At 64.4% G+C, this 24,675-nt stretch carries 24 protein-coding genes; 21 read left to right on the top strand and 3 right to left on the bottom strand.

The window, feature by feature from the left end; translation table 11 throughout:
* Positions 1-213: 213 nt before the first annotated feature.
* The 3 genes from HNP46_RS34595 to HNP46_RS34605 are packed head-to-tail and all read left to right on the top strand — an operon-like array spanning position 214 to position 3,770.
* Entirely contained in the window at positions 214-870 is a 657-nt protein-coding gene (locus tag HNP46_RS34595; protein ID WP_184598535.1) for a paraquat-inducible protein A, read from the top strand.
* On the top strand, positions 857-1,477 hold the full coding sequence (locus tag HNP46_RS34600) for a paraquat-inducible protein A (RefSeq protein WP_184598537.1): 621 nt from the start codon (positions 857-859) through the stop codon (positions 1,475-1,477). The genes HNP46_RS34595 and HNP46_RS34600 overlap by 14 nt, the downstream gene beginning before the upstream one ends.
* On the top strand, positions 1,470-3,770 hold the full coding sequence (locus HNP46_RS34605) for a PqiB family protein (protein ID WP_184598539.1): 2,301 nt from the start codon (positions 1,470-1,472) through the stop codon (positions 3,768-3,770). Before HNP46_RS34600 ends, HNP46_RS34605 begins: the two co-directional genes overlap by 8 nt.
* A gap of 322 nt (positions 3,771-4,092) precedes the next feature.
* Here HNP46_RS34605 and mksF read toward each other — a convergent pair whose 3' ends face one another.
* From mksF to mksB, 3 genes are read right to left on the bottom strand one after another with little or no spacing between them, the layout of a single operon-like run.
* On the bottom strand, positions 4,093-6,927 hold the full coding sequence (gene mksF / locus HNP46_RS34610) for an Mks condensin complex protein MksF (RefSeq protein ID WP_184598541.1): 2,835 nt from the start codon (positions 6,925-6,927) through the stop codon (positions 4,093-4,095).
* Positions 6,924-7,688 (bottom strand): Mks condensin complex protein MksE, encoded by a 765-nt coding sequence (gene mksE / locus HNP46_RS34615; protein WP_184598543.1) that lies wholly within the window; start codon positions 7,686-7,688, stop codon positions 6,924-6,926. Before mksE ends, mksF begins: the two co-directional genes overlap by 4 nt.
* Positions 7,678-8,952 carry an Mks condensin complex protein MksB gene (gene mksB / locus HNP46_RS34620; protein ID WP_184598545.1) on the bottom strand — a complete coding sequence of 425 codons (1,275 nt, stop codon included), beginning with the start codon at positions 8,950-8,952 and terminating at the stop codon, positions 7,678-7,680. The genes mksE and mksB overlap by 11 nt, the downstream gene beginning before the upstream one ends.
* A gap of 217 nt (positions 8,953-9,169) precedes the next feature.
* Between mksB and HNP46_RS34625 the strand changes: the two genes are divergently transcribed.
* The 18 genes from HNP46_RS34625 (at position 9,170) to HNP46_RS34705 (ending at position 24,415) form a co-directional block, all read left to right on the top strand.
* Positions 9,170-9,775 (top strand): hypothetical protein, encoded by a 606-nt coding sequence (locus HNP46_RS34625; RefSeq protein ID WP_184598547.1) that lies wholly within the window; start codon positions 9,170-9,172, stop codon positions 9,773-9,775.
* A 237-nt stretch (positions 9,776-10,012) separates the two neighbouring features.
* Complete coding sequence (locus tag HNP46_RS34630) at positions 10,013-11,095, top strand: hypothetical protein (protein WP_184598549.1); 1,083 nt, start codon at positions 10,013-10,015, stop codon at positions 11,093-11,095.
* A gap of 1 nt (position 11,096) precedes the next feature.
* The gene (locus tag HNP46_RS34635; RefSeq protein WP_184598551.1) at positions 11,097-12,665 is read left to right on the top strand and encodes a hypothetical protein; all 1,569 of its coding nucleotides are present in this window, start codon (positions 11,097-11,099) and stop codon (positions 12,663-12,665) included.
* Positions 12,666-12,684: 19 nt separating this feature from the next.
* Positions 12,685-13,200, top strand: coding sequence for a DUF6160 family protein (locus HNP46_RS34640; RefSeq protein ID WP_311771866.1), 516 nt, complete (start codon positions 12,685-12,687; stop codon positions 13,198-13,200).
* Between the two features lie 114 nt (positions 13,201-13,314).
* On the top strand, positions 13,315-14,148 hold the full coding sequence (locus HNP46_RS34645) for an energy transducer TonB (RefSeq protein ID WP_184598555.1): 834 nt from the start codon (positions 13,315-13,317) through the stop codon (positions 14,146-14,148).
* Positions 14,145-14,597, top strand: a complete 453-nt coding sequence (rimI, locus tag HNP46_RS34650; protein WP_184598557.1) for a ribosomal protein S18-alanine N-acetyltransferase — start codon at positions 14,145-14,147, stop codon at positions 14,595-14,597. Before HNP46_RS34645 ends, rimI begins: the two co-directional genes overlap by 4 nt.
* 657 nt (positions 14,598-15,254) lie before the next feature.
* A complete protein-coding gene (locus tag HNP46_RS34655) occupies positions 15,255-16,643 on the top strand; it encodes a flavin monoamine oxidase family protein (protein ID WP_184598559.1) in 1,389 nt (462 codons plus the stop codon).
* Positions 16,618-17,862, top strand: coding sequence for a C69 family dipeptidase (locus HNP46_RS34660; protein WP_184598562.1), 1,245 nt, complete (start codon positions 16,618-16,620; stop codon positions 17,860-17,862). Before HNP46_RS34655 ends, HNP46_RS34660 begins: the two co-directional genes overlap by 26 nt.
* A 63-nt stretch (positions 17,863-17,925) precedes the next feature.
* Entirely contained in the window at positions 17,926-18,570 is a 645-nt protein-coding gene (gene can / locus HNP46_RS34665) for a carbonate dehydratase (RefSeq protein ID WP_184598564.1), read from the top strand.
* Positions 18,567-19,580, top strand: a complete 1,014-nt coding sequence (locus HNP46_RS34670; protein ID WP_184598566.1) for an isocitrate/isopropylmalate dehydrogenase family protein — start codon at positions 18,567-18,569, stop codon at positions 19,578-19,580. The genes can and HNP46_RS34670 overlap by 4 nt, the downstream gene beginning before the upstream one ends.
* A gap of 57 nt (positions 19,581-19,637) precedes the next feature.
* Positions 19,638-19,805: a YhfG family protein gene (locus HNP46_RS35715; protein WP_311771867.1), complete on the top strand. Its 168-nt coding sequence runs from the start codon at positions 19,638-19,640 to the stop codon at positions 19,803-19,805.
* The gene (locus tag HNP46_RS34675; protein ID WP_184598568.1) at positions 19,802-20,404 is read left to right on the top strand and encodes a putative adenosine monophosphate-protein transferase Fic; all 603 of its coding nucleotides are present in this window, start codon (positions 19,802-19,804) and stop codon (positions 20,402-20,404) included. The genes HNP46_RS35715 and HNP46_RS34675 overlap by 4 nt, the downstream gene beginning before the upstream one ends.
* A gap of 93 nt (positions 20,405-20,497) precedes the next feature.
* A complete protein-coding gene (locus HNP46_RS34680) occupies positions 20,498-21,190 on the top strand; it encodes an SOS response-associated peptidase (RefSeq protein WP_184598571.1) in 693 nt (230 codons plus the stop codon).
* 108 nt (positions 21,191-21,298) lie between these two features.
* Positions 21,299-22,156 carry a restriction endonuclease gene (locus tag HNP46_RS34685; protein WP_184598573.1) on the top strand — a complete coding sequence of 286 codons (858 nt, stop codon included), beginning with the start codon at positions 21,299-21,301 and terminating at the stop codon, positions 22,154-22,156.
* A gap of 538 nt (positions 22,157-22,694) precedes the next feature.
* Positions 22,695-23,108 (top strand): hypothetical protein, encoded by a 414-nt coding sequence (locus tag HNP46_RS34690; RefSeq protein WP_184598575.1) that lies wholly within the window; start codon positions 22,695-22,697, stop codon positions 23,106-23,108.
* 17 nt (positions 23,109-23,125) lie between these two features.
* A complete protein-coding gene (locus HNP46_RS34695) occupies positions 23,126-23,419 on the top strand; it encodes a type II toxin-antitoxin system Phd/YefM family antitoxin (RefSeq protein WP_184598582.1) in 294 nt (97 codons plus the stop codon).
* A gap of 346 nt (positions 23,420-23,765) precedes the next feature.
* Entirely contained in the window at positions 23,766-24,131 is a 366-nt protein-coding gene (locus HNP46_RS34700; protein WP_221455225.1) for a hypothetical protein, read from the top strand.
* Entirely contained in the window at positions 24,128-24,415 is a 288-nt protein-coding gene (locus HNP46_RS34705) for a barstar family protein (RefSeq protein WP_184598593.1), read from the top strand. Before HNP46_RS34700 ends, HNP46_RS34705 begins: the two co-directional genes overlap by 4 nt.
* The last annotated feature ends 260 nt before the right edge of the window (positions 24,416-24,675 follow it).

A 24,675-nucleotide genomic window follows, 5' to 3' on the forward strand; every position in this document is an offset into this window, starting at 1 on the left:
GGTAGTGTGGAGTTTCTCCATGTGAGAGTAGGTCATCGTCAAGCTCCTATCCCAAGACCCCTGGTCAGCATCGCTGGCCGGGGGTTTTGCTTTTGCGCGCGATAAACATCGCCCGGCCGCCACCGCTGTTCGCTGCATTTCGAAGTATTTTTGCGGCACCGAACGGGGAGGCGTGTCGTCTACAATAGCGTCACATTTTTCCTGAGCTCCTACATGCCCGACATTGAAGGACCCGCCTTGCAGGACCTGCCTCTGGAAGAGCTGATGGCTTGCCACGAGTGCGACCTGCTGATGCGCCGCGAGCCCGTTCCCCTGGGACATCGATCTGTCTGTCCGCGCTGCGGATATGAACTGGAAATCCATCGCCCGCAAATGGTCCGCCGTGCCCTGGCGCTGGTGCTGACGGCGTTGATCCTCTATATCCCGGCGAACTTCCTGCCGATCATGCACATCACCATTCTCGGCCAGACCAGCATGGATACCGTCTGGAGCGGCGTACTCGGCCTGTATGAGTCGAACATGGCCGGTGTCGCCCTGCTGGTGTTCCTGTGCAGCATGGTGATCCCGCTGGCGAAGCTGCTCTGCCAGCTGTTCGTGCTGCTGACCATCCGCTTCAAGGTGCTGCGCGAGCAGGGCATGCTGCTGCTGCGCGGCTACCAGCACCTGCGCGAGTGGGGGATGCTGGAGGTCTACCTGATGGGCATCATCGTCGCCATCGTCAAGCTGATCGACATGGCCGAGCTGCACGTCAGTTTCGGTCTCGCCTGTTTCGTGGGCTTGCTGTTCACCCAGGTCTGGCTGGAGGTCACCATGTCCCATCACCAGGTCTGGGGCGAGCTGTCCGGGGAGTTCGACGATGCGGGCCATTGATGCGGGTATCCTGGTGTGCGGCGAATGCCACCAGGTCAATCGCCGCGACGAAGACGACGAGACGCGCTGCAGCCGCTGCGGCGCCGTGGTGCATGAGCGCCGGCCGAACAGCCTGGCCCGTACCTGGGCGCTGCTGATCACCGCCGCCGTACTCTATATACCGGCGAACCTGCTGCCGATCATGACGGTGAACTTCCTCGGCAACGGCATGCCGGCGACCATCATGGAAGGCGTGGTGGAGCTGATCAACGCGGACATGCTGCCGGTGGCGGCGGTGGTGTTCATCGCCAGTATCCTGGTGCCAACCTTCAAGCTGGTCGGCATCGCCCTGCTGCTCTATTCGGTGCAGCGCCATCAGCCGATGTCGGCCAGGCAGCGCATCATCATGTACCGCTTCATCGAGTGGATCGGCCGCTGGTCGATGCTCGACATCTTCGTCATCGCCATCCTGGTGACGCTGGTGAACTTCGGCAATCTGGCCAGCATCGAGGCGAACCTCGGCGCGGCCGCCTTCGCCTGCGTGGTGGTGCTCACCATGCTGGCGGCAGTGACTTTCGATCCCCGGCTGATCTGGGATAACACGGACGCGGAAAACGACGATGAGTGATCTCCCCAAACCGAAGATGCGCAAGACCACCAACTGGTCGGCGATCTGGATCCTGCCGCTGATCGCGCTGGCCATCGGCGCCTGGCTGGCCTGGCGGGCCTATGACCAGGCGGGGATCATGATCAATATCCAGTTCGAGAGTGGCGAGGGCATCCAGGCCAACAAGACCGAAGTGGTGTTCAAGGGCATTGGCGTCGGCAAGGTGGTCGACGTGCACGTCAACCAGCCGACCCTGGGGGTCATTGCGACGGTGGAGATGCGCAAGGAAGCCGCCGAGTACCTGAGCCAGAGCACGCGCTTCTGGCTGGTCAAACCGCGGGTGTCGATCGCCGGTGTCACCGGGCTGGAGACCCTGGTGTCGGGTAACTACATCGCCATCGATCCGGTGAAGGGCGAGCAGCAGAGGGACTTCGTCGCGCTGAAGGAGCCGCCGCCGCTCTCCGACAGCCTGCCCGGCCTGCACCTGACGCTGAAGGCCGAACGCCTGGGGTCGCTGGAGCAGGGTAGTCCGATCTATTACCGGCAGATCCAGGTCGGCCAGGTGAAGAGCTACCAGCTCGCCGCTGACCAGAAGACCATCGAGGTGAAGGTCCACATCGAGCCGGCCTACGCCAACCTGGTGCGCAAGCACACGCGTTTCTGGAACGCCAGCGGCATCACCCTGTCCGGCAGCCTCAGCGGCCTGAAGCTGCGCACCGAGTCCCTGGCGAGCATCGCCGCCGGCGGTATCGCCTTCGCCACGCCGGAGAACTATCCGGACAGCCCGCCGACCGACCCGACCAAGCCCTTCCGCCTGTATGAGGACTTCGATGCCGCCCAGGCCGGGCTCAGCGTCAAGGTCAAGGTCAGCGATGTCAGCGGCCTGACGGCCGGCAGTACACCGGTGATGTACAACGGCGTGCAGGTCGGCACGGTGAAGAGCATCGACATGGACAAGGATTTCAACGGCGCCACCGCCACCCTGTCCATGGACCCGCGCACCGAGGATTTCCTCAACAGCAAGACCGAGTTCTGGATGGTCAAGCCGAGCATCTCGCTGGCCGGTATCACCGGACTGGAAGCGCTGGTGAAGGGCAACTATCTGAGTGTGCGCTTCGCCAGTGGCGGCGAGGCTACCCGCGACTTCGTCATCCGTCCCAAGGCGCCGCCGCTGAATCTCGATGCTCCTGGCCTGCATCTGGTGCTGACGACCGACCAGCTCGGTTCGCTGGAGGTTGGCACGCCGATCCTCTATCGCCAGATGAAGGTCGGCAGCGTGCAGAGCTACCAGCTGTCCCGGCGCGATCCTTCACGGCTGATCATCGGTGTGCACATCGAGCCGGAGTACGCCAATCTGGTGAACACCTCGACGCGCTTCTGGAACACCAGTGGTGTGACCATCAGCGGCGGCCTGGACGGCATCAAGCTGAAGAGCGAGTCGCTGCAGACGCTGATCGCCGGCGGCATCGCCTTCGATACCCCCGATCCCAAGGCGGCACCGGTGACCAAGGTGCGCCGCTTCGCGCTGTACGACAGCGAGGATGATGCGCACCTCAAGGGCCAGGTGATCGAGTTGCGTGCCGACACGGCGGACGGCCTGAAGGAAGGCACTGTCCTGCGCTACAAGGGCCTGGAAGTCGGCCGCGTCGAGCAGGTCGAACTGAGCAAGGACCTGCAGACCGTCCAGCTGAAGGCGCGCCTCACTCGCGCCGCAGATCGCATCGCCCGCCAGGGCACGCGGTTCTGGGTGGTCGGGCCGCAGGTCGGGCTGTCCGGTGTGACCAACCTGGGCACCATCGTCAGCGGCCAGTACATCGAGGTGCTGCCGGCGGAAAAACCGGGCCAGGCACAGGCGGCGTTCAGCCTGCTGGACAGCGAACCGAACCGTCTGCTGGACGCCGATGGCCTGCGCCTGACTCTAAGCGCCGCCCGCCGTGGTTCGCTGAAGCCGGGCGTACCGGTGACCTACCGCGAAGTGCAGGTGGGCAAGGTGACGTCCTTCGAGCTGGGCGAGACCGGCGACCGGGTGTTGATTCACGTGCTGATCGAGCCGCGCTATGCGCCGCTGGTGCGCACCGGCAGCCGCTTCTGGAACACCAGCGGATTCGGGGTGGACGCCGGCCTGTTCAAGGGCGTGAAGGTGCGTACCGAGTCGATGGAGACCCTCCTGGCTGGCGGCGTGGCCTTCGCTACGCCGAACAATGCCGAGATGGGCACTGTTGCGAAGCAGGGGCAGACCTTCGCGCTGTTCGACGAGGCCAACGACGAGTGGCTGGACTGGGCGCCGAAGATTCCGCTGGGCAAGGCGAACTGAGTTTCAGCTGATGATCAGAAGAGGGCCGCGATTGCGGCCCTTTTTCATTTTCCACGCACTGCTGATAGACGGGCTGCATTTGCAGGATGGTGTGGAGCGCAGCGATACCCATCGGAGTCCGCGCTGGGACGGCATGGGTATCGCAGGCTCCACCCATCCTACGAAGTGTTTCCCGTTGGGTTGAGGAGTGGGGCTGACCCATCGCGGACGGAGTCCGCTCCGACGGGCGGGGGATTGCGTAGGAGCGGACTCTGTCCGCGATGTTTTCAGTAGAAAGAAAAAGCCCCGCATCGCGGGGCTCTTCTTCAACGCGGCAACGGCATCACGCCGGTTCGGCGCTGGCCTCCACGTCGTTGTACGCAGCCTTCTCGGTGTCTCGGCGGCGGATGTACTTCCAGTCCGCCTCGTCGATGTAGATACCGTTGGGGCCGCTGCCGCCTTCCAGGTCGATGGCCACCTGCGCCGAGACCTGCGGCTTCACGCTCGCCAGGATCGGCACGAAGCCCAGCTGCAGGCTGGTCTCCAGCAGCGCCGACTGGTTGCGTTCGTCGATGTCCGCCGCCTCGTCGAGGTAGTAGGGCAGGCGGATGCGGCCGGCCTGTTCGCGGTCCATCAGGTGCAGCAACAGGTACATGTTGGTCAGCGCCTTGATGGTCATGGTGGTGCCGTTGGATGCTGCACCGTCGATGTCGGTGTGCATGATCGGCTGACCGCCCATCTTGGTGATTTCGAACGCCAGCTCGAACAGGTCCTTCAGGCCCAGCTGGTTGTTGTTCGCCGCCACCAGGCGCGACAGGTAGTCCTTGGCTTCCTCGTTCTTGGCATCCTGCTCGGCGCTCTGGGTCAGGTCGAACACCGAGAGGTTCTCGCCCTCTTCGTACTGGCCGGCACTGTGGATGATCTGGTCGATGTGCTTGAGCGCGTCCTTGTTCGGCGCCAGCACGATGCGGAAGCTCTGCAGGTTGGATACCTGGCGCTTGTTGATCTCGCGGTTGAACAGCGCCAGCTGGTGTTCCAGGTTGTCGTAGTCGCTGCGGATGTTGCGCAGGGTCCGGGCGATGTCGGTGACCGCTGCACGGCGCGCCTTGGCCAGCGTCAGGGCCTCGTCAGTGCGGTGCGCGTAGGCGTTGATCAGCAGTTGCAGGCGGCGTTCCGGATCATCCTCGCTGTCGAACTTGGCCACGCCCTTCAGGCGCACCTGGGCGTACAGCGCTTCGATCTGGCCGTCCACGCGCTGCAGCGATTGCCAGGTGTCCTGGTAGTCGTTGAGCAGCGGCAGCAGGTTGTCCATGGAATCGTCGACCGGGTCCATGAACGGAATGCCGAAGGGCAGGTTGGCCGGCAGCAGCTGGCGGCGGCGCAGGGCGTCGTCGAGGGTGCGCTGCTTGGCTTCCATGTCGGCCAGTTGGCGGCCGATCAGCTGCAGCTTGGCGGAGAGCTGCTGGACGCGTTCGGTGAAGGCGTCGGCGGAGCGCTTGAGTTCGTCCTGGGTCGCTTCCAGCTGGGCGAGCTGTTCCAGCTTGCCCGGCTCCTCGGCGTTGAGGGTCTGGCTGCGGCGGAAGTCTTCCAGCGCTTTCTGCGCGTCGAGCACGTCCTGGTAGAACCTGTCCGCCTGCGCCTTGCTCGCGTTGCGGTCAGCGGCCACGGCTTGCTGGGTCTTGAGCTGCTTGAGCTCCTTCTCCAGGCGCTCCTTCTGGTCGCGCAGGGCGGCGCGGTCGGCCAGGGCCTGCAGCGCCGGCGGCTCGATGGTGGAGAGGTCGATGGAGAGGCCGGGCACTTCGAAGCGCTCGCCCTTGAAGGCATCGAGAATCTTCTCGACGCTGCCGACCCACTGGCCGGCCTCATCCAGATCGACGCCTTTCTCGCCCAGCGGCAGGCTGAACAGCGCGCCGTTGAACAGGCGCATCAGACGCTCGACGTCCTGCTGGGAGAACTCCTCGCGCAGGCGGGCGTAGCTGTTGTTGTCGGCGTGTTCGAGCTGCTGGCGAACGCCTTTCACGCGCTTCTCCAGGTCGCGCATGCGCTCTTCCAGGTCTTCGCTGGAGAACTGCCGGGAATGTGCCAGGGCGCCGGCCAGTTCGTCGTGGGCGTCCTTGGCGGCGAGCAGCTGCTGCTCCAGCACCTTGACGTCATCCACCAGCGCGAAGCGGTTCTTCAGTACGGCCAGTTCGCCCATCCAGCGCTGGATCTCGCTGATCTCGCGCTCCAGGCGCATCAGCTCGGCGGTACTGCCGCGCTGTTCGTTCTGCAGGCCGTCCTGTTCGCGCTTGTAGTGCTCGGCCTGGATGACCAGCTCTTCCTTGCGCGCGCCGGAATAGTCTTCCCAGGTGCCCAGCAGGTTATCCAGCAGCGGCGAGAGGCGGTGCATCTTGCCGCGCAGCAGTTCGCGCTGCTGCACGCCGTTGGCCAGGGCCTCGACCAGCGGGCCGGCGGCCACCAGCGCCTGGTAGTCACCCTCCATGCGACGTACGTCGCGGAAGGCTTCCTCGCAGGCGGCGATGTAGTCGACGCTGCCCGAGCGCAGGCTGTGCTCGAAGGCATCGAGGAACAGCTGCTTGAGCTTGGCGGCGGTGATCTCGCGCATGTGCAGCAGGTTGATGAACAGCGAGCGGAAGGTCTTCAGGCTCTGTTCGCTGGTGGAGCGCAGCGGAATCAGCGTGAGGTCCAGCGGGATCGAGGTGTGGCCGCCGACCAGCAGGCGACGCAGCTCGTCGGGTTTCAGTTCATAGGACTTGATGCCTTCGCGCTCGAGGTTGGAATACAGCTCGCGCAGGCGCAGGCAGGTGCCGTTCTTCTGGTAGTGCTCCAGGTCCAGCTCGCCCTGGTAGGCGAAGAACTGGTGGCCGAAGCCGCCGCCCGGGCCGCGGCCGCCGACGCCGATCACATGGCGGCCGTTGGGCAGGTCCAGCTCGACCAGGATGTAGCTGGTGTCGGTGGCGAAGTAGAACTTGCGCGAGGCTTCCAGGCTGTACTTGCCGAAGCTCATGTCGGACATGCGCGCGAGGATCGGGAACTGCAGCGCGTTGATCGACGCCGACTTGCCGAGGTTGTTCGCACCGTACACCGACAGCGGCTGTTCCAGCGGGAAGATGCCGAGGCTGTAGCCGGCGGTGTTGAGCAGGGCGAAGCGGCGGATGCCGTAGCGTTCCTGGGTCATGCCTGGGCCTCCTGTTCTTCGGCGATGGCGCGGGCGAGGGCGTCTTCTTCGCTCTCTTCTTCGGCGATGGCGGCATCAACGACGGCGGTCGGCTCGTCGATCACCACGATGGCTTCTTCGTCTTCGGCAACCGGTGCGTCCGTGTAGGACTCGAGGATCACCACCGGCTCGTCGTCCTCTTCCATCAGCACCGGGGCGCTGAACTGCATTTCGCTGGCGTGCAGGTTGCTGGCCAGGTCGCGGTCCTGCTGGACCGACAGGCAGACGTCGAGGAAGCGGTGGATCGGTGGCAGGAAGCGGTACACGCCGTTGTCCTCGGCGGCGAAGCCGAGCTGGGTGAGGCGGCGCATGACCTTCTCTTCCAGTTCTTCCTGGGTGGTCACTTCGGCCTGCAGGAACAGGTCGCGGTACTTCTCCAGCAGAGGTGGCAGCTCGTCGCGGCCGATGCTGCCGCCATCGAGGACGGCCAGCGGGTCGCGGCCCTGGTCTGCCAGGTGCTCGACCAGGATGAAGGTGAACAGCGCCAGGCGCTGGGCGGTCTTGTTCACCTGGGCGCCGACCTGCTCGGGGACGAAGTAGTAGAAGCCACGGGTATCGCAGACCAGCTCGTAACCCAGGCCGCGGAACAGCGCGCGGTAGGCGTCCTGCTGGTTGGACAGCTGGCTGTACAGCTCCGGGTCGCGGCGGCTGATGTGGAAGCCCTTGAACAGCTCGCGGAAGATCGGCGCGAGCTGGGTCATTTCGGTGAGATTAATCTGCATGCGATTCGCTCTTGCTGTCCTTGCCAGCGGTCGAGCCGGCGATCAGGGCGAAGGAGCACAGGCTGACGCTGTGCTGGAGAGTGTCGTATTGGCGGCGCTCGAGGCGGTCGCGCTGGAAGCGGGCATCGCGCGACAGGCGCGAGAACCAGTAGAGCAGCTCGTCGGTGGCGCCTTCGGGCTCCTGCTCCAGCAGCCAGGTCATCAGGTCCGGCAGCGGCAGCGCGGCCTGGCAACGGTCGAGCATTTCCCGCGCGGTGCGCGGCGAGCGCTGCGCGCCGTCGCTCTTGCGCACGCCGGCCTTGGGGAAGTGCGCCGGCTTGGGCTGGAAGTTGGCCAGGGCGAAGACGTAGCTCTCGACCTGGGAGGCGGTGCCGAGGAAGTTGCTCTGCGGCCGGGTGAACATCGGCATGGCGGCCTGGGGTACGGCGTCGATGCCCTTGCGGCGGATGATCGACAGCGCCAGGGCGGCGCCACGGGTGATCGCGTTGTGCCGGCGCGCTTCCTCGCGCAGCGGCAGCAGCAGTTCGCGGGCGCGGCGCAGGGTGAGCTGCGCGGTGGTCTGCATTTCCAGGATGCGCGCGTGGGTGCGCAGCAGCTGGTCGTCATCCACCAGCTGGCCAAGGCGCGCCTGTTCGCTGAGCAGGCGCAGCAGCACCTGTTCCACACGGCGCACGCCCTGTTCGAAGGCGCCGTCGGCGGAAACCAGCTGGATCATCGGCTCGACGTACTCGTCCCAGGTCGCCAGGACTTCCGCGTAGCGCTGGCGCAGCGGAATCTGCCGGTCCTGGGTCTTGGCCCGTTCGGCCACGGCGACCAGCGCCTGTTCGTCGTTGGCCAGTTTCTTCAGCACGTCGCGCACGCGCATGTCGAGCAGGCGCAGCTGGCGGGCCAGGTCGTTGCCGTCGCGCGCCTCGAAGGCTTCGCGGATGTAGCCGGCGAGACGTTCCAGGTGGCGCAGGTAGGCTTCGATCTCCAGGCACAGGCCCAGGCGGTGTTCCTGGCGCAGGTAGGCGAGGAAGTCGTGGATCTGTGCGTTCAGCTCGAAGCGGTTGGGGCTCTTGGCCACCGGGACGAGGATGTCCAGGCGCACCCACTGGTCGAGCAGGGCGGTGATGTCCACCGGCGTGCTGTCGGGCAACTGACTGGTGAGCTGGATGCGCAGCTCCACCAGGCTCAGGGTGCCGGCGTCGAAACGCTCGCACAGCGGTTCGAGCAGCACCCAGTGTTCGGCGAGGGCGCGGAGTACGCGTCGTGGGTCGATCATCGGCTTGGTTGGGCCCGGAATGAACAAAGGGGGCGATTGTACTGCAAAGGCCTACCCCTGGCCGACCGGGTGACGAAACGCGTCAGATTGCGACTGCACCTATTCGTCAATGTGATGCGTGTCACGGAAAATCAGGGCTAACCCACTGAATTTTCTGGCAAGTTTTTTGCCAGAGCCTGGTATCAGAGCCGAGATTTCCACAGGCTGATCGACCGCCATGACCTACGACGCCGCACTTGCCAAAGCCCGCTGGGCCGAACTGGAACGCCAGAACGACCTGGACTGGGACCTGGATGCGATCACCGACCGCAACGAAGCCATCGCCTTCCTGCAGCGCTTCGAGAATCGCCTGTGCATCTATTCGTCGTACGTCGAGAAGCTCTACAGCAACTACAGCTTCGTGATTCCCGAGAGCCAGGAGGGCGGCATCACCATCCTCCCCGACGAGCAGGCCTGGTTCGACACCTTCCACGAGATCCCCGCCGAAGCGGTGGAGCCCACCGGCATCCACATCCTGCCCGGCGAGACCATGGGCTACAGCGGCCTGTACCTGAAGATCCCCGGTGAGCACCGGCTGGTGGCGTCGCGCGAGCTGCCGTTCCAGGATGGCCTGAAGCTGCTGATCAACCGTTACCGCATGCGCGGGGATATCTTCCTGCCCGTGCTGGTGAAGGGCGACCTGCGCGAGTACGAGGCGCGCATGCCCTCGCTGCACCTGCACCGCCTGAACACGGCGAAGCTGCAGGCCCACTCGCGGCTGAACCTGGACAGCATCAAGGGCGCCATCGCCGAACACCTGATCGGCCTGTTCCGCCAGCACTGAGCCCATTCGCGCCTGCCATTGTCACCCGGGTGTGACGATGGGTAACAACCCATCCCGGAATTTCCTTTCCTCGACTATCGTTCGAAGCGATTTACTCGACTATGGGTCGGCCCGCCGTGGCGGGTGAATTCCTATAGTGGCATCACGGCGCCGAGTCTCGACCTGTTTCCCCGCTCGATACGCCCGATGAATAACAACAGGAACCCCGCACGAAGGGGTTCGGGAAAGGAGAGTGCCATGCGTCTGTCCTCCGGTCCGCTCATGCGTGCCCTTGCCTTGCTCTGCGGCGGCCTGCTGGCCTGTGGCGCCCAGGCGCGCATGCAATCGCTGGATGATGAAGAGCTCTCGGCGATCTCCGGCCAGGGCGCGATGCTCACGGTCGACGCCTCCACCTACCAGAACTACCAGTACACCCGCCTGAGCTTCGGCGCCGACGTCAGTCTGCTGACCAACATCGACCAGCTCAGCCTGGGCAACTATTCGCGCACCGGCGCCAATACCGTCTCCAACCAGCCTTCGGACATCCTGATCAACAACTTCGCCCTCGGCCGGGTGGACAACGCCAACAGCGCCGATGCCAAGGTGGTGCCGTTCCAGATCCAGGACCCCTACGTCGAGTTCGCCTTCCAGAACAACAATGGCGTGCGCCAACTGGTGGGCGCGCGGATCGGCTTCGGCAAGGCGCAGGGCGACCTGTCCGGCGACATCCTCTCGCTCACCGGCAACCTGCAGGGGCAGATCTACGGCCCGGCCTCCATCGCCTACGACTACTACACCCGCAACGGCTGCCCGAACCTGATCAACTGCCTGGTGCTGGCCGTAGCCGGCGACACCCCGGTATACGCCGACGTGGTGCTGCTCAAGTCCGGTACCGGTGAGGCCACCATCAACGGCCAGCCGATCAACCGCGCCACGCAGATCGGCATCGCCAAGGGCGACTCGCTGCATTCGGACGCCGGCGGGCTGATCGCCTCGCTGATCCCGACCCTGTCGACCACCAACAATTGCCAGGCGCTGGGCCTGACCACCTGCTTCGACCTGACCAACTACAAGACCATCTACATCGGCAAGCCGGGCTCCACCGACATCAACACCGGCGCCCAGGGCATCTTCTTCTCGCTGCAGAACCAGAACGTGCCCTGGCAGGACCTGGCCAACGCCGGCAAGTTCGTCGACACCCAGTCCGGCGCCTTCGCCAATTTCCCCAAGGTGGGCAGCGGCGCGGACTCGGTCTACCCGATCCTGATCAACCTCTACGACGCCCTGCGCGGCCTGCCCCGGCAGTCCACCTGCATGGGCTCGCAAGCGGCGGGCTGCTGAGATGAGCTGGCGCGGAACGCTCATCGCCTGCCTGGCCGGCTGCCTGGTCAGCCTGCCGGCCCTGGGCATGAAGGCGTTGGATGACGACCAGTTGGAAGAAGTCAGCGGCGCCGGTCTGGGCTTCTTCATCGATGGCTTCAGCTACGACCAGGCCAGCGCCACCGCGAAGATCACCGGGGTGAAGAACAGCGCCAACCAGGACGTCCAGGTCGACATCACCGGCGCCTACATCAAGGGCGCCGGCAGCCAGCGCGGCACCCTGGACACCAAGGCCTACATGGGCACGCCGATGCACCCCTTCACCCTCGGCCCGGTGAAATACAAGGCCGGGCTGAACATCCCGGCCAACCAGGAAGCGCTGCAGCTGATGACGCCGACCTGGACCGACCCGATCAACGACACCCACAAGTTCGGCCTCTGGTCCTACTACCAGGGCTGCCTGTACGGCGACGCCGGTTGCACCAATCCCAACCAGGCGACCACCAAGATCAACGCCGAGCTGAGCGCGCTGAAGACCCAGCGCGACTCGTTGCTGACGGCCTATTCCAACAACATGGTCACGCTCAAGAGCGGCATCGACGCCGACATGCTCGTGGTCAACCAGCGCGAGGCGCAGGTCGATACGGCGCAGGCGACGCAGAAGACCAACTACAACAGCATGAACACCCGCTACAACGCCGCGCCGGCCCAGGTCTGCGGACTCTGGTGCGTGAGCCGGCCGGACATCGGCACCAAATACGACTGCGGCATCCTCGCCGCCTGCAACAACAACACTGCGGTGAAGAACTACAACGCCTCGGTGGACACCTACAACAGCAGCACCAGCGACCTCACCACCGCGCAGCAGAACCTCAGCGCGGCCTGGAACGTCAGCCGCAACGGCGTCACCCTGAGCCAGCGCTCCAGCGACTATGACAAGTTCGTCCAGCTCTGCGGTTCGCAAGGCGGTAGCGCCACCACCTGCGTCAGCGGCACCATCACCCGCACCGAGAAGAACGTCTCCACGGTGCAACTGGTGGCCGGCGCCATGCAGAACTCCTCCGGCACGCGCATCCAGGGCCTGGATATCGGCCTGGCGACCAAGTTCACCCTGCCCAGCGTCGCCTACAACAGCAACGGCAGCGCAGGCGCCACCACCACGCGCACCGACTTCTTCTCCATCGCCCTGGAGAACTTCACCCTCAACGGCTCCTACCTCAGCCTGTGGGGCGACGCCGCCGGGCTGAAGGCCTCCATGAGCCTGCAGATGTACGCCGACAAGCTGGTCATCGCCGGCTGCCAGACCTGCTCGGACAGCGACAAGGTGGTGGCCAAGAACGTCTACTTCGACCTCAACCTGGGCGACGCCAACTACCAGCCGGCGACGCTCTCGGTGGCCAGCAACGGTGACCTGATGCTCAGCGCGCCGGGTGTCACCTGGGCCAACCACGAGGCCTTCTACCAGAACGTGCAGAAGAGCAATATCAGCATCGGCAACCTGAACATCAGCGGCACCGACCTCGGTTCCCAGGCCATCCGCGGCCTGCGCATCGATTACCTGAACGTGCGCACCGTCAACCTGCCGCGCTGACCGCATGAGGAGCCTCGCCGTGAACACAGCACGCCTTTCGAGCCGACTCCTGGCCTCCCTGGTTCTGCTGGCCGCCGCCACCGCCCATGGCGAACTGCGCGGCCTGGACGATGCCGAAATGGCCGACGTCAGCGGCCAGGACGGCGTCAGCCTGAGCGTCAACTTCAACCTCGCCGCCAACACCGCCGATACCCGCTGCAGCGGTGGCTGCGGTGCGCGCCTGGCGATCCAGCCGCTCAACAGCACCGGCTACATCGTGCTGGACAACATCAAGGGCACCTTCAGCTTCGATGGCATGTCCATCGACATGGTGACCATCAACAACGGCTTCAACGGCGACGGCGCGCTGTTCAACCGCCAGGCCATGAAGATCGGCCTGACCAACGCCAGCGCCAGCAACCTGCAATTCACCCTGGGCGGTTCCAACCAGGGCAAGGTCTCCGGCAGCGGCCTGCAGCAGACCAACCTGCTCACCTACCAGGCTACCGGCGCGGTCAAGCTGACCGGCAACGTCTACGTCTTCGGCACGCCGTAGGCGATTCGGCGGGCGCTCCGCCCGCCGGCCTTTCCCCCCGGCGCGTTTCACGCGACAATCCCGCCTCGTCGTGTCGGCCTGCCTTTGCAGGCACCACCCACAGGTAAACGCCCCTTGATCGAAGAAGCCCGCCGCCGCGCCTACCTCGGCGCCATGCAGGTCGCCAGCTGGCTGCCACGCGTGGTGCTGCCGTTCGCTGCACCGTCGCGCCCGGAACTGCTGGAAACCCCCGCGCCCGTCGTCGCCGAGCCGCAGGCCCTGGCACCCTCCGCTGCCGCGCGCGAGGCTGCTGCTCCGGCTGCCACACCTGCGCCTGCGCCGGTCCCCGCTGGCGAGCCGGGTTCGATCGCCGCGCGCCTGCTGCCCAAGGTCGGCGCGCCGGCCAAGCCCGCCGTTGCAGTGAAGACCGAGGAGCCGGCGGAAGCGCAAGCCGAACCCGTCGTCCGTGCTCCCGTTGCACCGCCGCCGCGCTTCGCCCTGCAACTGCTGCGCGCCGGTGAATGCACGCTGCTGGTCGAACTGCCCACCGGCGAGCCGCTGGCCAGCCGCGACCCGGCCTACCTGCTGCTGAAAGACCTGCTGCGCGCCGCCGGCCTGCCGGACAGCCCGCAGATCCTCGGCGAGCCCGTGCGTTGGCCGCTGCTGGCGCGGGGCAACATGGACCAGGGACCGCAGGCCGCGCTGGAGTTCGTCCAGGGCTTCGTCGCCGCGCGCCTGGAGGGCAGTTCGCCAAGCGCCTGTCTGTGGCTGGTCGGCATGCCTGCCGTGCGTTATGCCGGCGAGGGCGATGAAGAGTCCCTGCTGCGCGAGCTGCAGGTCGAAGGCCTGGGCATCGCCTGGGCGCTGCCGGGCCTGGAGCGCCTGGCCGAAGAACCTACCTTGAAAGCCGACCTCTGGCGCGCCATGCGCCGCGTGCGGCAACGCTGGATGAGTCAGAACCCCGCATGAGCGACGCTGTTTCCTTCCGCCCGATGACCGAGGCGGACCTCGATGCCGTACTCAAGATCGAATACGCCGCCTTCAGCCACCCCTGGACCCGCGGCACCTTCACCGACGGCCTGAAGAGCTACGAATGCTGGGTGATGTTCGAAGGCACCCAGCAGGTCGGCCACGGCGTGATCCAGCTGATCCTCGATGAAGCCCACCTGCTCAACATCACCGTCAAGCCGGAAAACCAGGGCCGCGGCCTCGGGCTGGCGCTGCTGGAACACCTGATGAAGCGCGCCCATGAGAAGGGCGGGGCGGAATGCTTCCTCGAAGTCCGCGCGTCCAACACCGCCGCCTATCGCCTCTACGAACGCTACGGCTTCAATGAGATCGGCCGGCGCCGCGACTACTACCCGGCCGCCGGCGGCCGCGAAGATGCGCTGGTGATGGCCTGCACGCTGGTCGACTGAGCCCCGCGTCTACCTCTTCGTAGGATGGCGTGGAGCGCAGCGATACCCATCGCTCCGTGCGCTGACAGCACGGGTATCGCTGCGCTCCACCCCCTGCCTCAGCCCCGATCCGCGGCCCCACGCGATGCGCTCTGCCATCCACGCTGATGCTGAACGTTGCGTGTAGGAGCGAGCTTGCTCGCGAACCCGCCCAGCCTCGCCGTCACCAGGAACGCCCGAAGATGAGCCCATCGCTGTAGGAGCAACTGCCTTCTTCTGATCGTTCGTGCCTTGGATTTCCCCTCTCCCTAACCCTGGCTGCGCGCCCCGCTCCGAAGGGAGAGGGGACTGGTTCGGTGCCGGCTGAATCCGCGGTGTCAGCCGGTACGGATAGCTCCCTCTCCCTTCAGGGAGAGGGCGGGGGAGAGGGCTGTCTCCGCGCAGAACTTCACGTAGGAGCGGACTCCGTCCGCGATGCCTGCGCCCGGCCGTGGAATCACCCTAAACGATCTTTTCGCCACCGCCCTTCAATCACCGCGGGACGCCTGTTCCCGTGCTAGAGCGGTTTCCTCGATCATCCTGGCAAATCTGCGAAATTTCCTGCCAATCGGGTTTTTCCCACGGCGATTCGTGGCTTACGCTTAAGGCCAATAACAACAAGAACATAAGGTCGCAAACATGAATCGCAGCGATGTGATCGTGGTGGGCGCCGGTATTTCGGGGCTGACCGCGGCCTGGCGTCTGGCGCAAGCCGGGCAACGGGTGAAAGTGATCGAGGCCAACAAGCGCGTCGGCGGGCGCACCCTCAACCATCGCTTCGCCAGCGGCGAAGTGGTCGAGGTGGGCGGCCAGTGGGTCGGCCCGACCCAGGACCGTATCCTCTCCCTGCTAGCAGAACTCGGCCTGTCGACCTATCCGCAATGGAACCAGGGCAACAACCTCACCCTGTTCGGCAGCCGGCTCAAGCCCTATCGCGGCACCATCCCGAAGTTTCCGCCCCACGTCCTGCTCGATGTCCTTCAGGCCCACGTGCGCCTGGATCGCATGGCACGGGAAATCCCCCTGAGCGACCCCAGCCTGCACCCCAGGGCGCCGCAGTGGGACAGCCTCACCTTCGCCGAATGGCTGCGGCGCAACGTGCGCACCGCCACCGGGCGCAAGGTCTTCGAGCTGATGTGCGGCGCGGTGTTCGCCGCCAGCCCCCATGACCTCTCTTTCCTCCACGTGCTCTTCTATATCCACGGCGGCACCAATCTCGACACCGTCCTCGGCGTCGAAGGCGGCGCCCAGCAGGACCGCATCCTTGGCGGTTCCCAGCGGATCAGCGAAACCCTGGCCGAGCGCCTGGGCGACGTCCACACCGGCGAGCCGGTGCGCGCCGTGCGCCAGGACGGTAGCCGCGTGGAATTGGTGACCGACCGTGGCGTCCACCAGGCCGCCCACGTCATCTTCGCCATCCCGCCGACCCAACTGCTGCGCATCACCCAGGAACCCTTGCTGCCGAGCTGGCGCGACCAACTGCTGCAACGCCTGCCGCAAGGCGCGGTGATCAAGTGCATGGCGCTGTACGACAAACCCTTCTGGCGCGACCAGGGCCTCTCCGGCCAGGCCACCAGCGAGACCGGCCCGGTGCGCCTGACCTTCGACAACAGCGTCCCCGACTCCGGGCGCGGCGTGCTGCTGGGCTTCATCGAAGGCGACGAGGCGCGCCAGTGGAATGCCCGGCCCAATGGCGACCGCCGTGGCCAGGTGCTGGACTGCTTCGCCCGCTACTTCGGCGAGCAGGCGCTGCAGCCGCTGGATTACGTGGACAAGTCCTGGGCCGAAGAACCCTTCGCCCGTGGCTGCTATGCCGCGCTGTTCCCACCGGGCCTGTGGAGCGCTGGCGCTGCCCGGCTGCGTGAGCCCTACGGGCGGCTGCACTTCGCCGGCACCGAAACGGCGACGCGCTGGATGGGCTATTTCGATGGAGCCGTCGAGGCCGGGGAACGCGCTGCACGGGAAGTGCTCGGAGCGCGGGAAGATCACGGAGAGGAAGACTATGTGCGACACCTTGGTTTTGCGTAGCGGCGGGGCCACCTGGTTTGCCAAGAACAGCGACCGCGAACCCGCCGAAGCGCAACGCCTGATCCGCCTGCCCGCCGTCAGCGGCGACAGCGCGGCCACGGTGCGCACCAGCTACCTGGAGATTCCCCAGAGCGCCGACCGCCACGGTGTCATCCTCAGCCAGCCGACCTGGCTGTGGGGCGCCGAGATGGGCGTCAACGACCAGGGCGTGGCGATCGGCAACGAAGCCGTGTTCACCAAGCTGACCCAGCGCGAAGGCGAAGCCTTGCTGGGCATGGACCTGCTGCGCCTGGGCCTGGAGCGCGGCGGCAGCGCCCGCGAAGCCCTGGCGGTGATCACCGAACTGCTGGAACGCCACGGCCAGGGCGGCCCCGCCGGCTACCGCAACAAGCGCCTGCGCTACGACAACAGCTACCTGATCGCCGATCGCGACGAAGCCTGGGTACTGGAAACCGCCGGACGCCTGTGGGCGGCGAAGAAGGTCGAGCGCTGGGCCATCTCCAACGCCCTGACTCTCGGTCACGACTACGACCTGTGCAGCTCCAATCTGGAAACCCAGGCGCGCCGCTTCGGCTGCTGGAACGGTCGCGGCGACTTCCACTTCGCCCGCGCCTTCGATGGTCGCGTGCTGCCCTGGATCGCCGGCGCCCACCAGCGTCGCCAGCTCAACGAAGATTTCCTCACCCACTGCCCGGCCCAGGTCGACTGGCTGGCGCTGGTGGTCGCCCTGCGCAGCCACGGCCACCGCGGGCACCACTTCAACCTGCACGACAACCGGCAGGTCTGCCTGCACGCCGGCAGCTTCTGGCGCCCCTCGCAGACTACCGCCAGCCTGATCGCCCGGCTCGACGACGAGTCACCGCGCCTGGCCGCCACCGGCACCTCCGCGCCGTGCCTGTCGATGTTCCAGCCGCTGGGCTTCGAGGAACGCGCCGGGGAAGGCTTGCTCAGCCGCGAACAGGATGCCGTCGAGGACTCGCTCTGGTGGCGCTTCGAGACCGTGCACCAGCGCGCCCTGGCCGATCCCGGTTTCGCCGACGCCTTGCGCGCCGGCCATGGCTGGCTGGAAACCGAGTTACTCGGCGCCCTGGATCGGCGCACGCTGGACTGGCCGCGCCTCGCCGCCGAGGGCCAGGCCTGGCACGACGCCTGGCACCAGCTGGCGCTGCAGCAGGCGCCACGTCTGCCGCGCTGGTGGCGGCTCAACGCCGTGCGCTGATGCCGCTTGTCAGTCACGCCCACGCTGCGTAAGGTGCGGCCAGCCAATGATGAGGAGCCGGACATGAGCGATCTGCAGGAACTGTTCGACAACAACGCCCGCTGGGCCGAAGCCATCAAGCAGGAAGACCCTGACTTCTTCGCCAAGCTGGCCCGCCAGCAGACCCCCGAATACCTGTGGATCGGCTGCTCCGATGCGCGCGTGCCGTCCAACCAGATCGTCGGCCTGCTGCCGGGCGACCTGTTCGTCCACCGCAACGTCGCCAACGTCGTGCTGCACACCGACCTCAACTGCCTGTCGGTCATCCAGTTCGCCGTCGACGTGCTCAAGGTCAAGCACATCCTGGTCACCGGCCACTACGGCTGCGGTGGCGTGCGCGCCGCGCTGCACCACACCCAGCTCGGCCTGATCGACGGCTGGCTGCGCACCATCCGCGACCTCGCCTACGAATACCGCGACCACCTCGCCCAGTTCGAGAAGGAAGAAGAGCGCGTCGACCGCCTCTGCGAACTCAACGTCATCCAGCAGGTGGCCAACGTCAGCCACACCAGCATCGTCCAGAACGCCTGGCACCGTGGGCAGACACTCTCCGTGCACGGCTGCATCTACGGCATCAAGGACGGCATCTGGAAGGACCTCAACGTCACCGTCAGCGGCCTCGACCAACTGCCGCCGCAATACCGCCTGCGCCCGCTCGGCCAGTCTTGAGCCGACGCCTCTGCGTCATCCCCGGTGACGGCATCGGCCGCGAGGTCGTGCCCGTCGCCGTGGAAGTGCTGCAACGCCTGCTGCCCGACCTGCAGGTGGAACCAGGCGAAGCCGGCTGGGACTGCTTCCAGCGCCACGGCACCTCCGTCCCCGACGCCACCTATGAACGTCTGCGTGCTTGCGGCGCCGGGCTGTTCGGCGCCGTCTCCTCGCCCAGCCATCAGGTCGAGGGCTACCGCAGCGCCATCCTCAGCCTGCGCCAGACGCTGGCGCTGAACCTCAACCTGCGCCCCGTGCGCTCGCGTCCGGTAGTCTCGCCCCGCGCCGGCATCGACCTGCTGGTCCTGCGGGAAAACAGCGAAGGCCTCTACAGCGGCCGCGAACACTGGGAAGCCGAAGGCGTTGCCATCGCCGAACGGGTCATCAGCCGCGCCGCCTGCGAACGCCTCGCCGCTGGCGCCGCCGAACTCGCCCGCCTGCGCCAGGCCCGGCGCATCACCCTCGTGCACAAGGCCAACGTGCTGCCGCTCACCTGCGGCCTGTTCCGCGACACCTGCCGCGACCTGCTGGCCGCAGACGGCTGGGGCGACGTTCTCGACGAACGCCTGGTCGACGTTGCCGCCCTGCAACTGGTCGAGCGCCCGGAAGCCTTCGACCTGATCGTCACCACCAACCTCTTCGGCGACATCCTCTCCGACCTCGCCAGCCACTGGGGCGGCGGCCTGGGCCTGGCGCCCTCGCTCAACCTCGGCAGCGGCATCGCCCTGGCCGAACCCGTCCACGGCAGCGCCCCCGACATCGCCGGCAGCGGCCGCGCCAACCCGCTGGCCGCCATCCTCAGCGCCGGCATGTTGCTGCGGCACTACTGGCAACTGCCGGAGTTGGCGGATCGGATTGACGAGGCGGTGGATGGATTCTTGCGGGAGGAGGGCAGTGTGGACTTCGGGGGTGAGACGACGCGGGTGATTGGGCGGGGTGTTTTGCAGCGGTTACTTTCGAGTGCTGCGTGAGCCATTACCTCATGCCCGATATACTGACAGTTCACTGATACGAACGAGGTCATAACAGTGAAAACTCCGAGTCTGCAGGCCAAGAAAGCCTATTGCGCTAGAACGCGCCGCTTGAATTACGCGGCCAGCCTTCGCCTGGAGGGCTACGATGTCGCTCCTGCAGAAGCTTCGCGTGAACTGCCTACTCGAGAGGCGGCGCTTAAAATCCATCGTCAGCCGGCGTGAGCGCAGACAAGTATGGTGCTGGACAAGATCCGTATTGCTACGACGGTACGGATGTTCTACGCAATCGCCTGAATATTCGCGATGACGATCAGTTGGCTCTGGCCGAACGCGATTTCTCCGAGATTGCTGCAAGCCAGATAGAGTTTGAACTGCCGCCCTACGATCTCGCCTATCTAAAACGTATCCATCGCACACTGTTCCTTGATGTATTCGAGTGGGCCGGGGAGGTGCGGACGGTCGACATTTCCAAGGGCGGCACTCACTTCTGCAATCTTCTGCGCATTGAAATAGAGGCCAGCAAGATCTTCGTGAGTCTTGCGCGGAGCAACTGGCTTGAAGGTCTGGAACGCGCGCATTTGATTCGTGCTGCTGCGGAGTGCTTCGGCGACTTGAACATGATCCATCCTTTCCGTGAAGGAAATGGCCGGGCTCAGCGTATTCTGTTCGAGCACCTCATCGTTAACGCTGGTTTTGAAGTGGATTGGTGGGCAGTCGTGCCGGAGGAGTGGCTGAGAGCCAACGTCGCGGCCGTGATTTGTGACTACAGCAAGTTGGAGGCAGTGTTCGAGCGCTGCATCGGACAAGCTATTCCCCCATAGCCATGATCCGAGCTCCACGTCCGTCGGTCCACCTGGACAGGCCACCGCTCCCCACCCAAGGTAAGGGAAACGTCTCCCCCCAAGGTGCCCCGCATGTGCGGACGCTACGTCAGTCCCGAAGAGGCCGCCATCGAGCGCTACTGGCATATCGGCGCGCGCACGCCGCCGCGCTGGCTGGAGGCCTGCTACAACGTTGCCCCGAGCATGACCGTGCCCATCCTGCGCCAGGACGAAAGCGGCCAGCTCGAACTGCTGCCCGCCCGCTGGGGCCTGATCCCCACCTGGTGGAAAAACAACACCCCACCGCGCTTCTCCTTCAACGCCCGCAGCGAAGAAGCCGCCAGCAAACCCATCTGGCGCCAGGCCCTGCGCAGCACCCGCTGCCTCATGCCCGCGCTCGGCTGGTACGAATGGAACGAGCAGGAAACCCTGCGCAACCCCGCTGGCCGCCAAGTCCACCAGCCGTACTTCATCCGCAGCCCCGCCGACCCCATCATCGCCATCGCCGGTCTCTGGTCCCTGTGGATAAACCCCAGCGGTGAGACGGTTCTCTCCTGCGCGCTACTGACCAAAGCCGCCGCGCCGAGCATCGATCGGATTCACCACCGCATGCCCGTGGTGCTGGCGCCGGAGAACTTCGAGGAGTGGTTATCCACAGCCACCCAGCGTGATGCGTTGGATGATCTGCTCCACCATGCGCGGGAGGACTTTGCCGGGCACCGGGTGTCGTTGCGGGTAAATGACACGAAGAATGATTCGGTGCAGTTGATAGAGGAGGAAGACTGACTGTTCCCTAATAGAGCCCCCAAAGCCTTTACGGTTAATTTCTTGCGCGTTAATGTCGCTCGTGAAATGGCCCTGTGCCACCTCAAGGACGAACAGAGAGAGCCACGAATGGCCCGCCGCCGAAAGACCAGTACTTTCGAAGACCTCATCTTCATTGCCAGCCGCCTTCCCTGGTGGGTCAGCCTGCTGATCGCACTGGGCGCCTGGCTGGTTCTCCACCCCTTCGCCATCAGCAAACCGCCCACTGCGGTTAATCCGCAGCAGTTCGCCGATGCGATGACCGGGCAGGTTTGGCGGACATTCGCCCTGTTTCTCCAATACCTCATCCCGGCCGCCTTTGTGCTCGGTGCCATCGGCTCCATCGCCGGTCGTGCCAAGCGCAAGAGGCTCGCCTATGACGTTGCCCGCGCCACTGAAACCGGCAAGACAATCGATGGCATCAGCTGGCGCGAGTTCGAGCAACTGGTGGGCGAAGTCTTCCGCCAGAAGGGCTTCACCGTCACCGAAACCGGAGGTAACGGCTCGGATGGCGGTATCGACCTCGTTTTGCAGATGGGCACTGACAAATACCTGGTCCAGTGCAAGCAATGGCGCGCCATCAAGGTAGGAGTAACGGTAATCCGCGAGTTCTTCGGCGTGATGGCCGCGCAGGGAGCATCAGGCGGATTTGTCGTGACATCCGGGACCTATACGGAGGACGCCAAGGAGTTCGCCAAGGGACGGAATATCCAGTTGGTCGACGGGACGTTGGTAAAGCGATGGCTTGCGGGGAGGAGCGAAGCGCGGAATCGGCAGGGTTCGAGAGATGAGCCCCTCAAGGCTACTGAAGTTTCCACTGCGCCTTCATGTCCGGCCTGCAGCGCCCCGATGGTCAAGCGAATTGCGAAGCGCGGCGCGAATGCTGGCGGAGAGTTCTGGGGATGCAGCCAGTTTCCGGTATGCCGAGGTATCAGGAATACCGTTTAACGCTTAACTGCCGGCTGTGGATTCGCTGTCCGGACTGCTTTGGTTCAAGTCGACTTTTGTTTCCCCAGTCATAAGCCACCAGCGGTATTCCGGAAAAACTCTTCCGAGTATTTCTATTTCGTCAGCTCCGAGTCGGGATCTTCCCCGCTTGATGTTCTGCCAACGTACGTAATCCGTCTGTCCTGCTTCGGCAAGCACCTTGATGCTTGCCGTTTCCAATAGCAGGAGCCCGCGTTCAGTAATTCCCTCACTCATACAGCTCTACCGGATTTTTCCCGTCATACGTCGCATGGTTTCAGATGTACCCGTTGCACATGTAACGGGTACATTAGGTTGTGCCAATTCGGCAGCGAGATTATAGGGTGGTTCCATGGTGGGAGCTGATGCGGCGGGCATCTCAGTTTCAGTTGCGAGTGCGTCTTCGAGAAATACATGCCTCGGTTCGGGACCAATCGCGTCGCCCCAGTCTGAAATCTCGCTTCCGTTATCCGAGGAAGAGTTGAAGGCTTTCGTTGGAAACGTAACAGGACGCCGTGTCATGGAGCTTTCCCGCTTCGAGCTCCACCTCGACCTTTGCCTCCGCCATCTGGTGGGCGGCAGCGAGCCGGTGCTACTCAATCCATTGATCGAACGCCTGTCCCTGAAGGCGAAGATGGATGCCCTGCGGGAAGTCATCGCGCGCCGCCATGCCGGGGAGGCGGATTGCTTGCGCGAGTTCAATGCGTGGTACGCGGTGATGGATCGTATCCGCGCCAAGCGCAATGCGTTTATCCACGGCGGCTGGGTGTTCAATTACTACGAGCAGGAAGTCGTCAACCTCGCCCCAGGCCTACCGGGTTCGATCACACGAAAGGAGATCCGTTACAGCCTGTCGGCGCTGGAACAGGAACTGGTGGCGGCGGAAATGGCGGCGCGAGATTTTGTGGAGCTGCGGCGGCGGTGGGGCTTTTAATCGGAGAGGGAGCGGACATGCGCGTTGTGGATTTCGCGGAGGTCGCGGAGGACTTGCAGACGGTCCTCGATGGCGTGGTTGCCGGGAGGCAAGGAGTCATCATTCGGGGAGAGACTGGCGCCGAGGTGGTGCTGCTCTCGATGGAGCAATTCAACGGCTTGATGGAAACGCTCCACCTGGTGAAATCGCCTGCGAATGCCGGCCATCTTGCGCGTTCACAGGCTCAGCTGGGGAGCCGGATTCACGAGCGGTTCAAGCCGCTGGGGGGCTTAGATATCAACAAGCTGGGCGGGGATGAAAAGAAGGATTGACCGGGCGGAAGGTGTGCAGCGCTGCACTTTTCTTCAGGCAAAAGAAAAGGGGTTTAGCTTTCGCTAAACCCCTTTCGAGATATGGTGGCTACACCGGGACTTGAACCTGGGACATCAGCATTATGAATCGCATGGAGTGGCCATCGCTCACCCTCAGAGGCCCATATTTCGGGGCTTTCAGAGGGGCTGTTAGCCGGTTCAAACCCACTGTTTCACGCTGGCGCTATGATGTAGTCACCTCAATTTCGGGCACCCAAGGAAGGCTAACGTGACCACGTCGGATCGACCTCATATCACCGCTGTGGCGGTAACCCCTTTGACCTGCAGATTGGCTGAGGTCGTGGGAGTGAATTACGACTTGGATTCGCTGCAGGTGGAGGTACAAGACCTCGAGGGCGAAGCTCGTTGGCAAATCACCTTCCCTGGAGTCGAAGGTTTCCGCGTTCTAGATGAAGGCGACCTTGGAGAGTTCTGGGGGCACGTTCCCGGCCTGGTCATCGAGGTGACCGCTGGTGGCTGGTGGGAACAGGAGTGCTCAAGGGGCGGGTTCACTGCTCAATGGACCAAGAAAGTCCGAGAGTATTTTGTAAGTGGCCAGAACGCCTGCGTGAGCGTGTTTTCATGGCGCGAGCCCAACATCTCGACCGAACTGCTCGCGACTCAATTGCCTGCGGAACTGTCGGATTCCGCGCCCCAGGAAATTCCGGAATGACGCGTCTGCAGATCGTTACGATTGATCTTGATGGCGTGCACGATAAAGAAGAATTGCATGGGCGTTTGGCGCAAGCCCTGAAGTTTCCCGATTGGTATGGCCGGAACTGGGATGCTTTCTGGGATGCCATCACGGGATTGGTGGATATGCCGGAGGTGCTGGAGTTGCACGGGTGGTCTGCGTTTTCAGTGGCCATGCCCAACGAGTCAAACCAGCTGACTGAGCTGTTCGGCGAGATGAAGGAGAAATATCCGCGGTGGGCGCCAAGGGTTATCTACCGATAATCAGCCATAAAAGCTGCGAACCTTTTGCCCGAATCTCACTTTATGCATGAGAGCCATCCGCGAGCCGCCGAAGCCCTGTAAGCCAGGCACTTCAAAGGCGACGAAACCTCATTTCAACCGGCTGATTCTGACAATACGCCTTTTGTAGTCACCCTAGACTCTTTATGGTTTGGCCCCCTGTATCTGAGGACAGGGCCTCACGCTTAAACTAGGAGATAGTCTTGTGACTGGTTTTAAGCGTATGCCCAATGGAAGTGATG

The organism is Pseudomonas nitroreducens (assembly GCF_014204515.1).
Classification (GTDB): Bacteria; Pseudomonadota; Gammaproteobacteria; order Pseudomonadales; family Pseudomonadaceae; genus Pseudomonas; species Pseudomonas nitritireducens_A.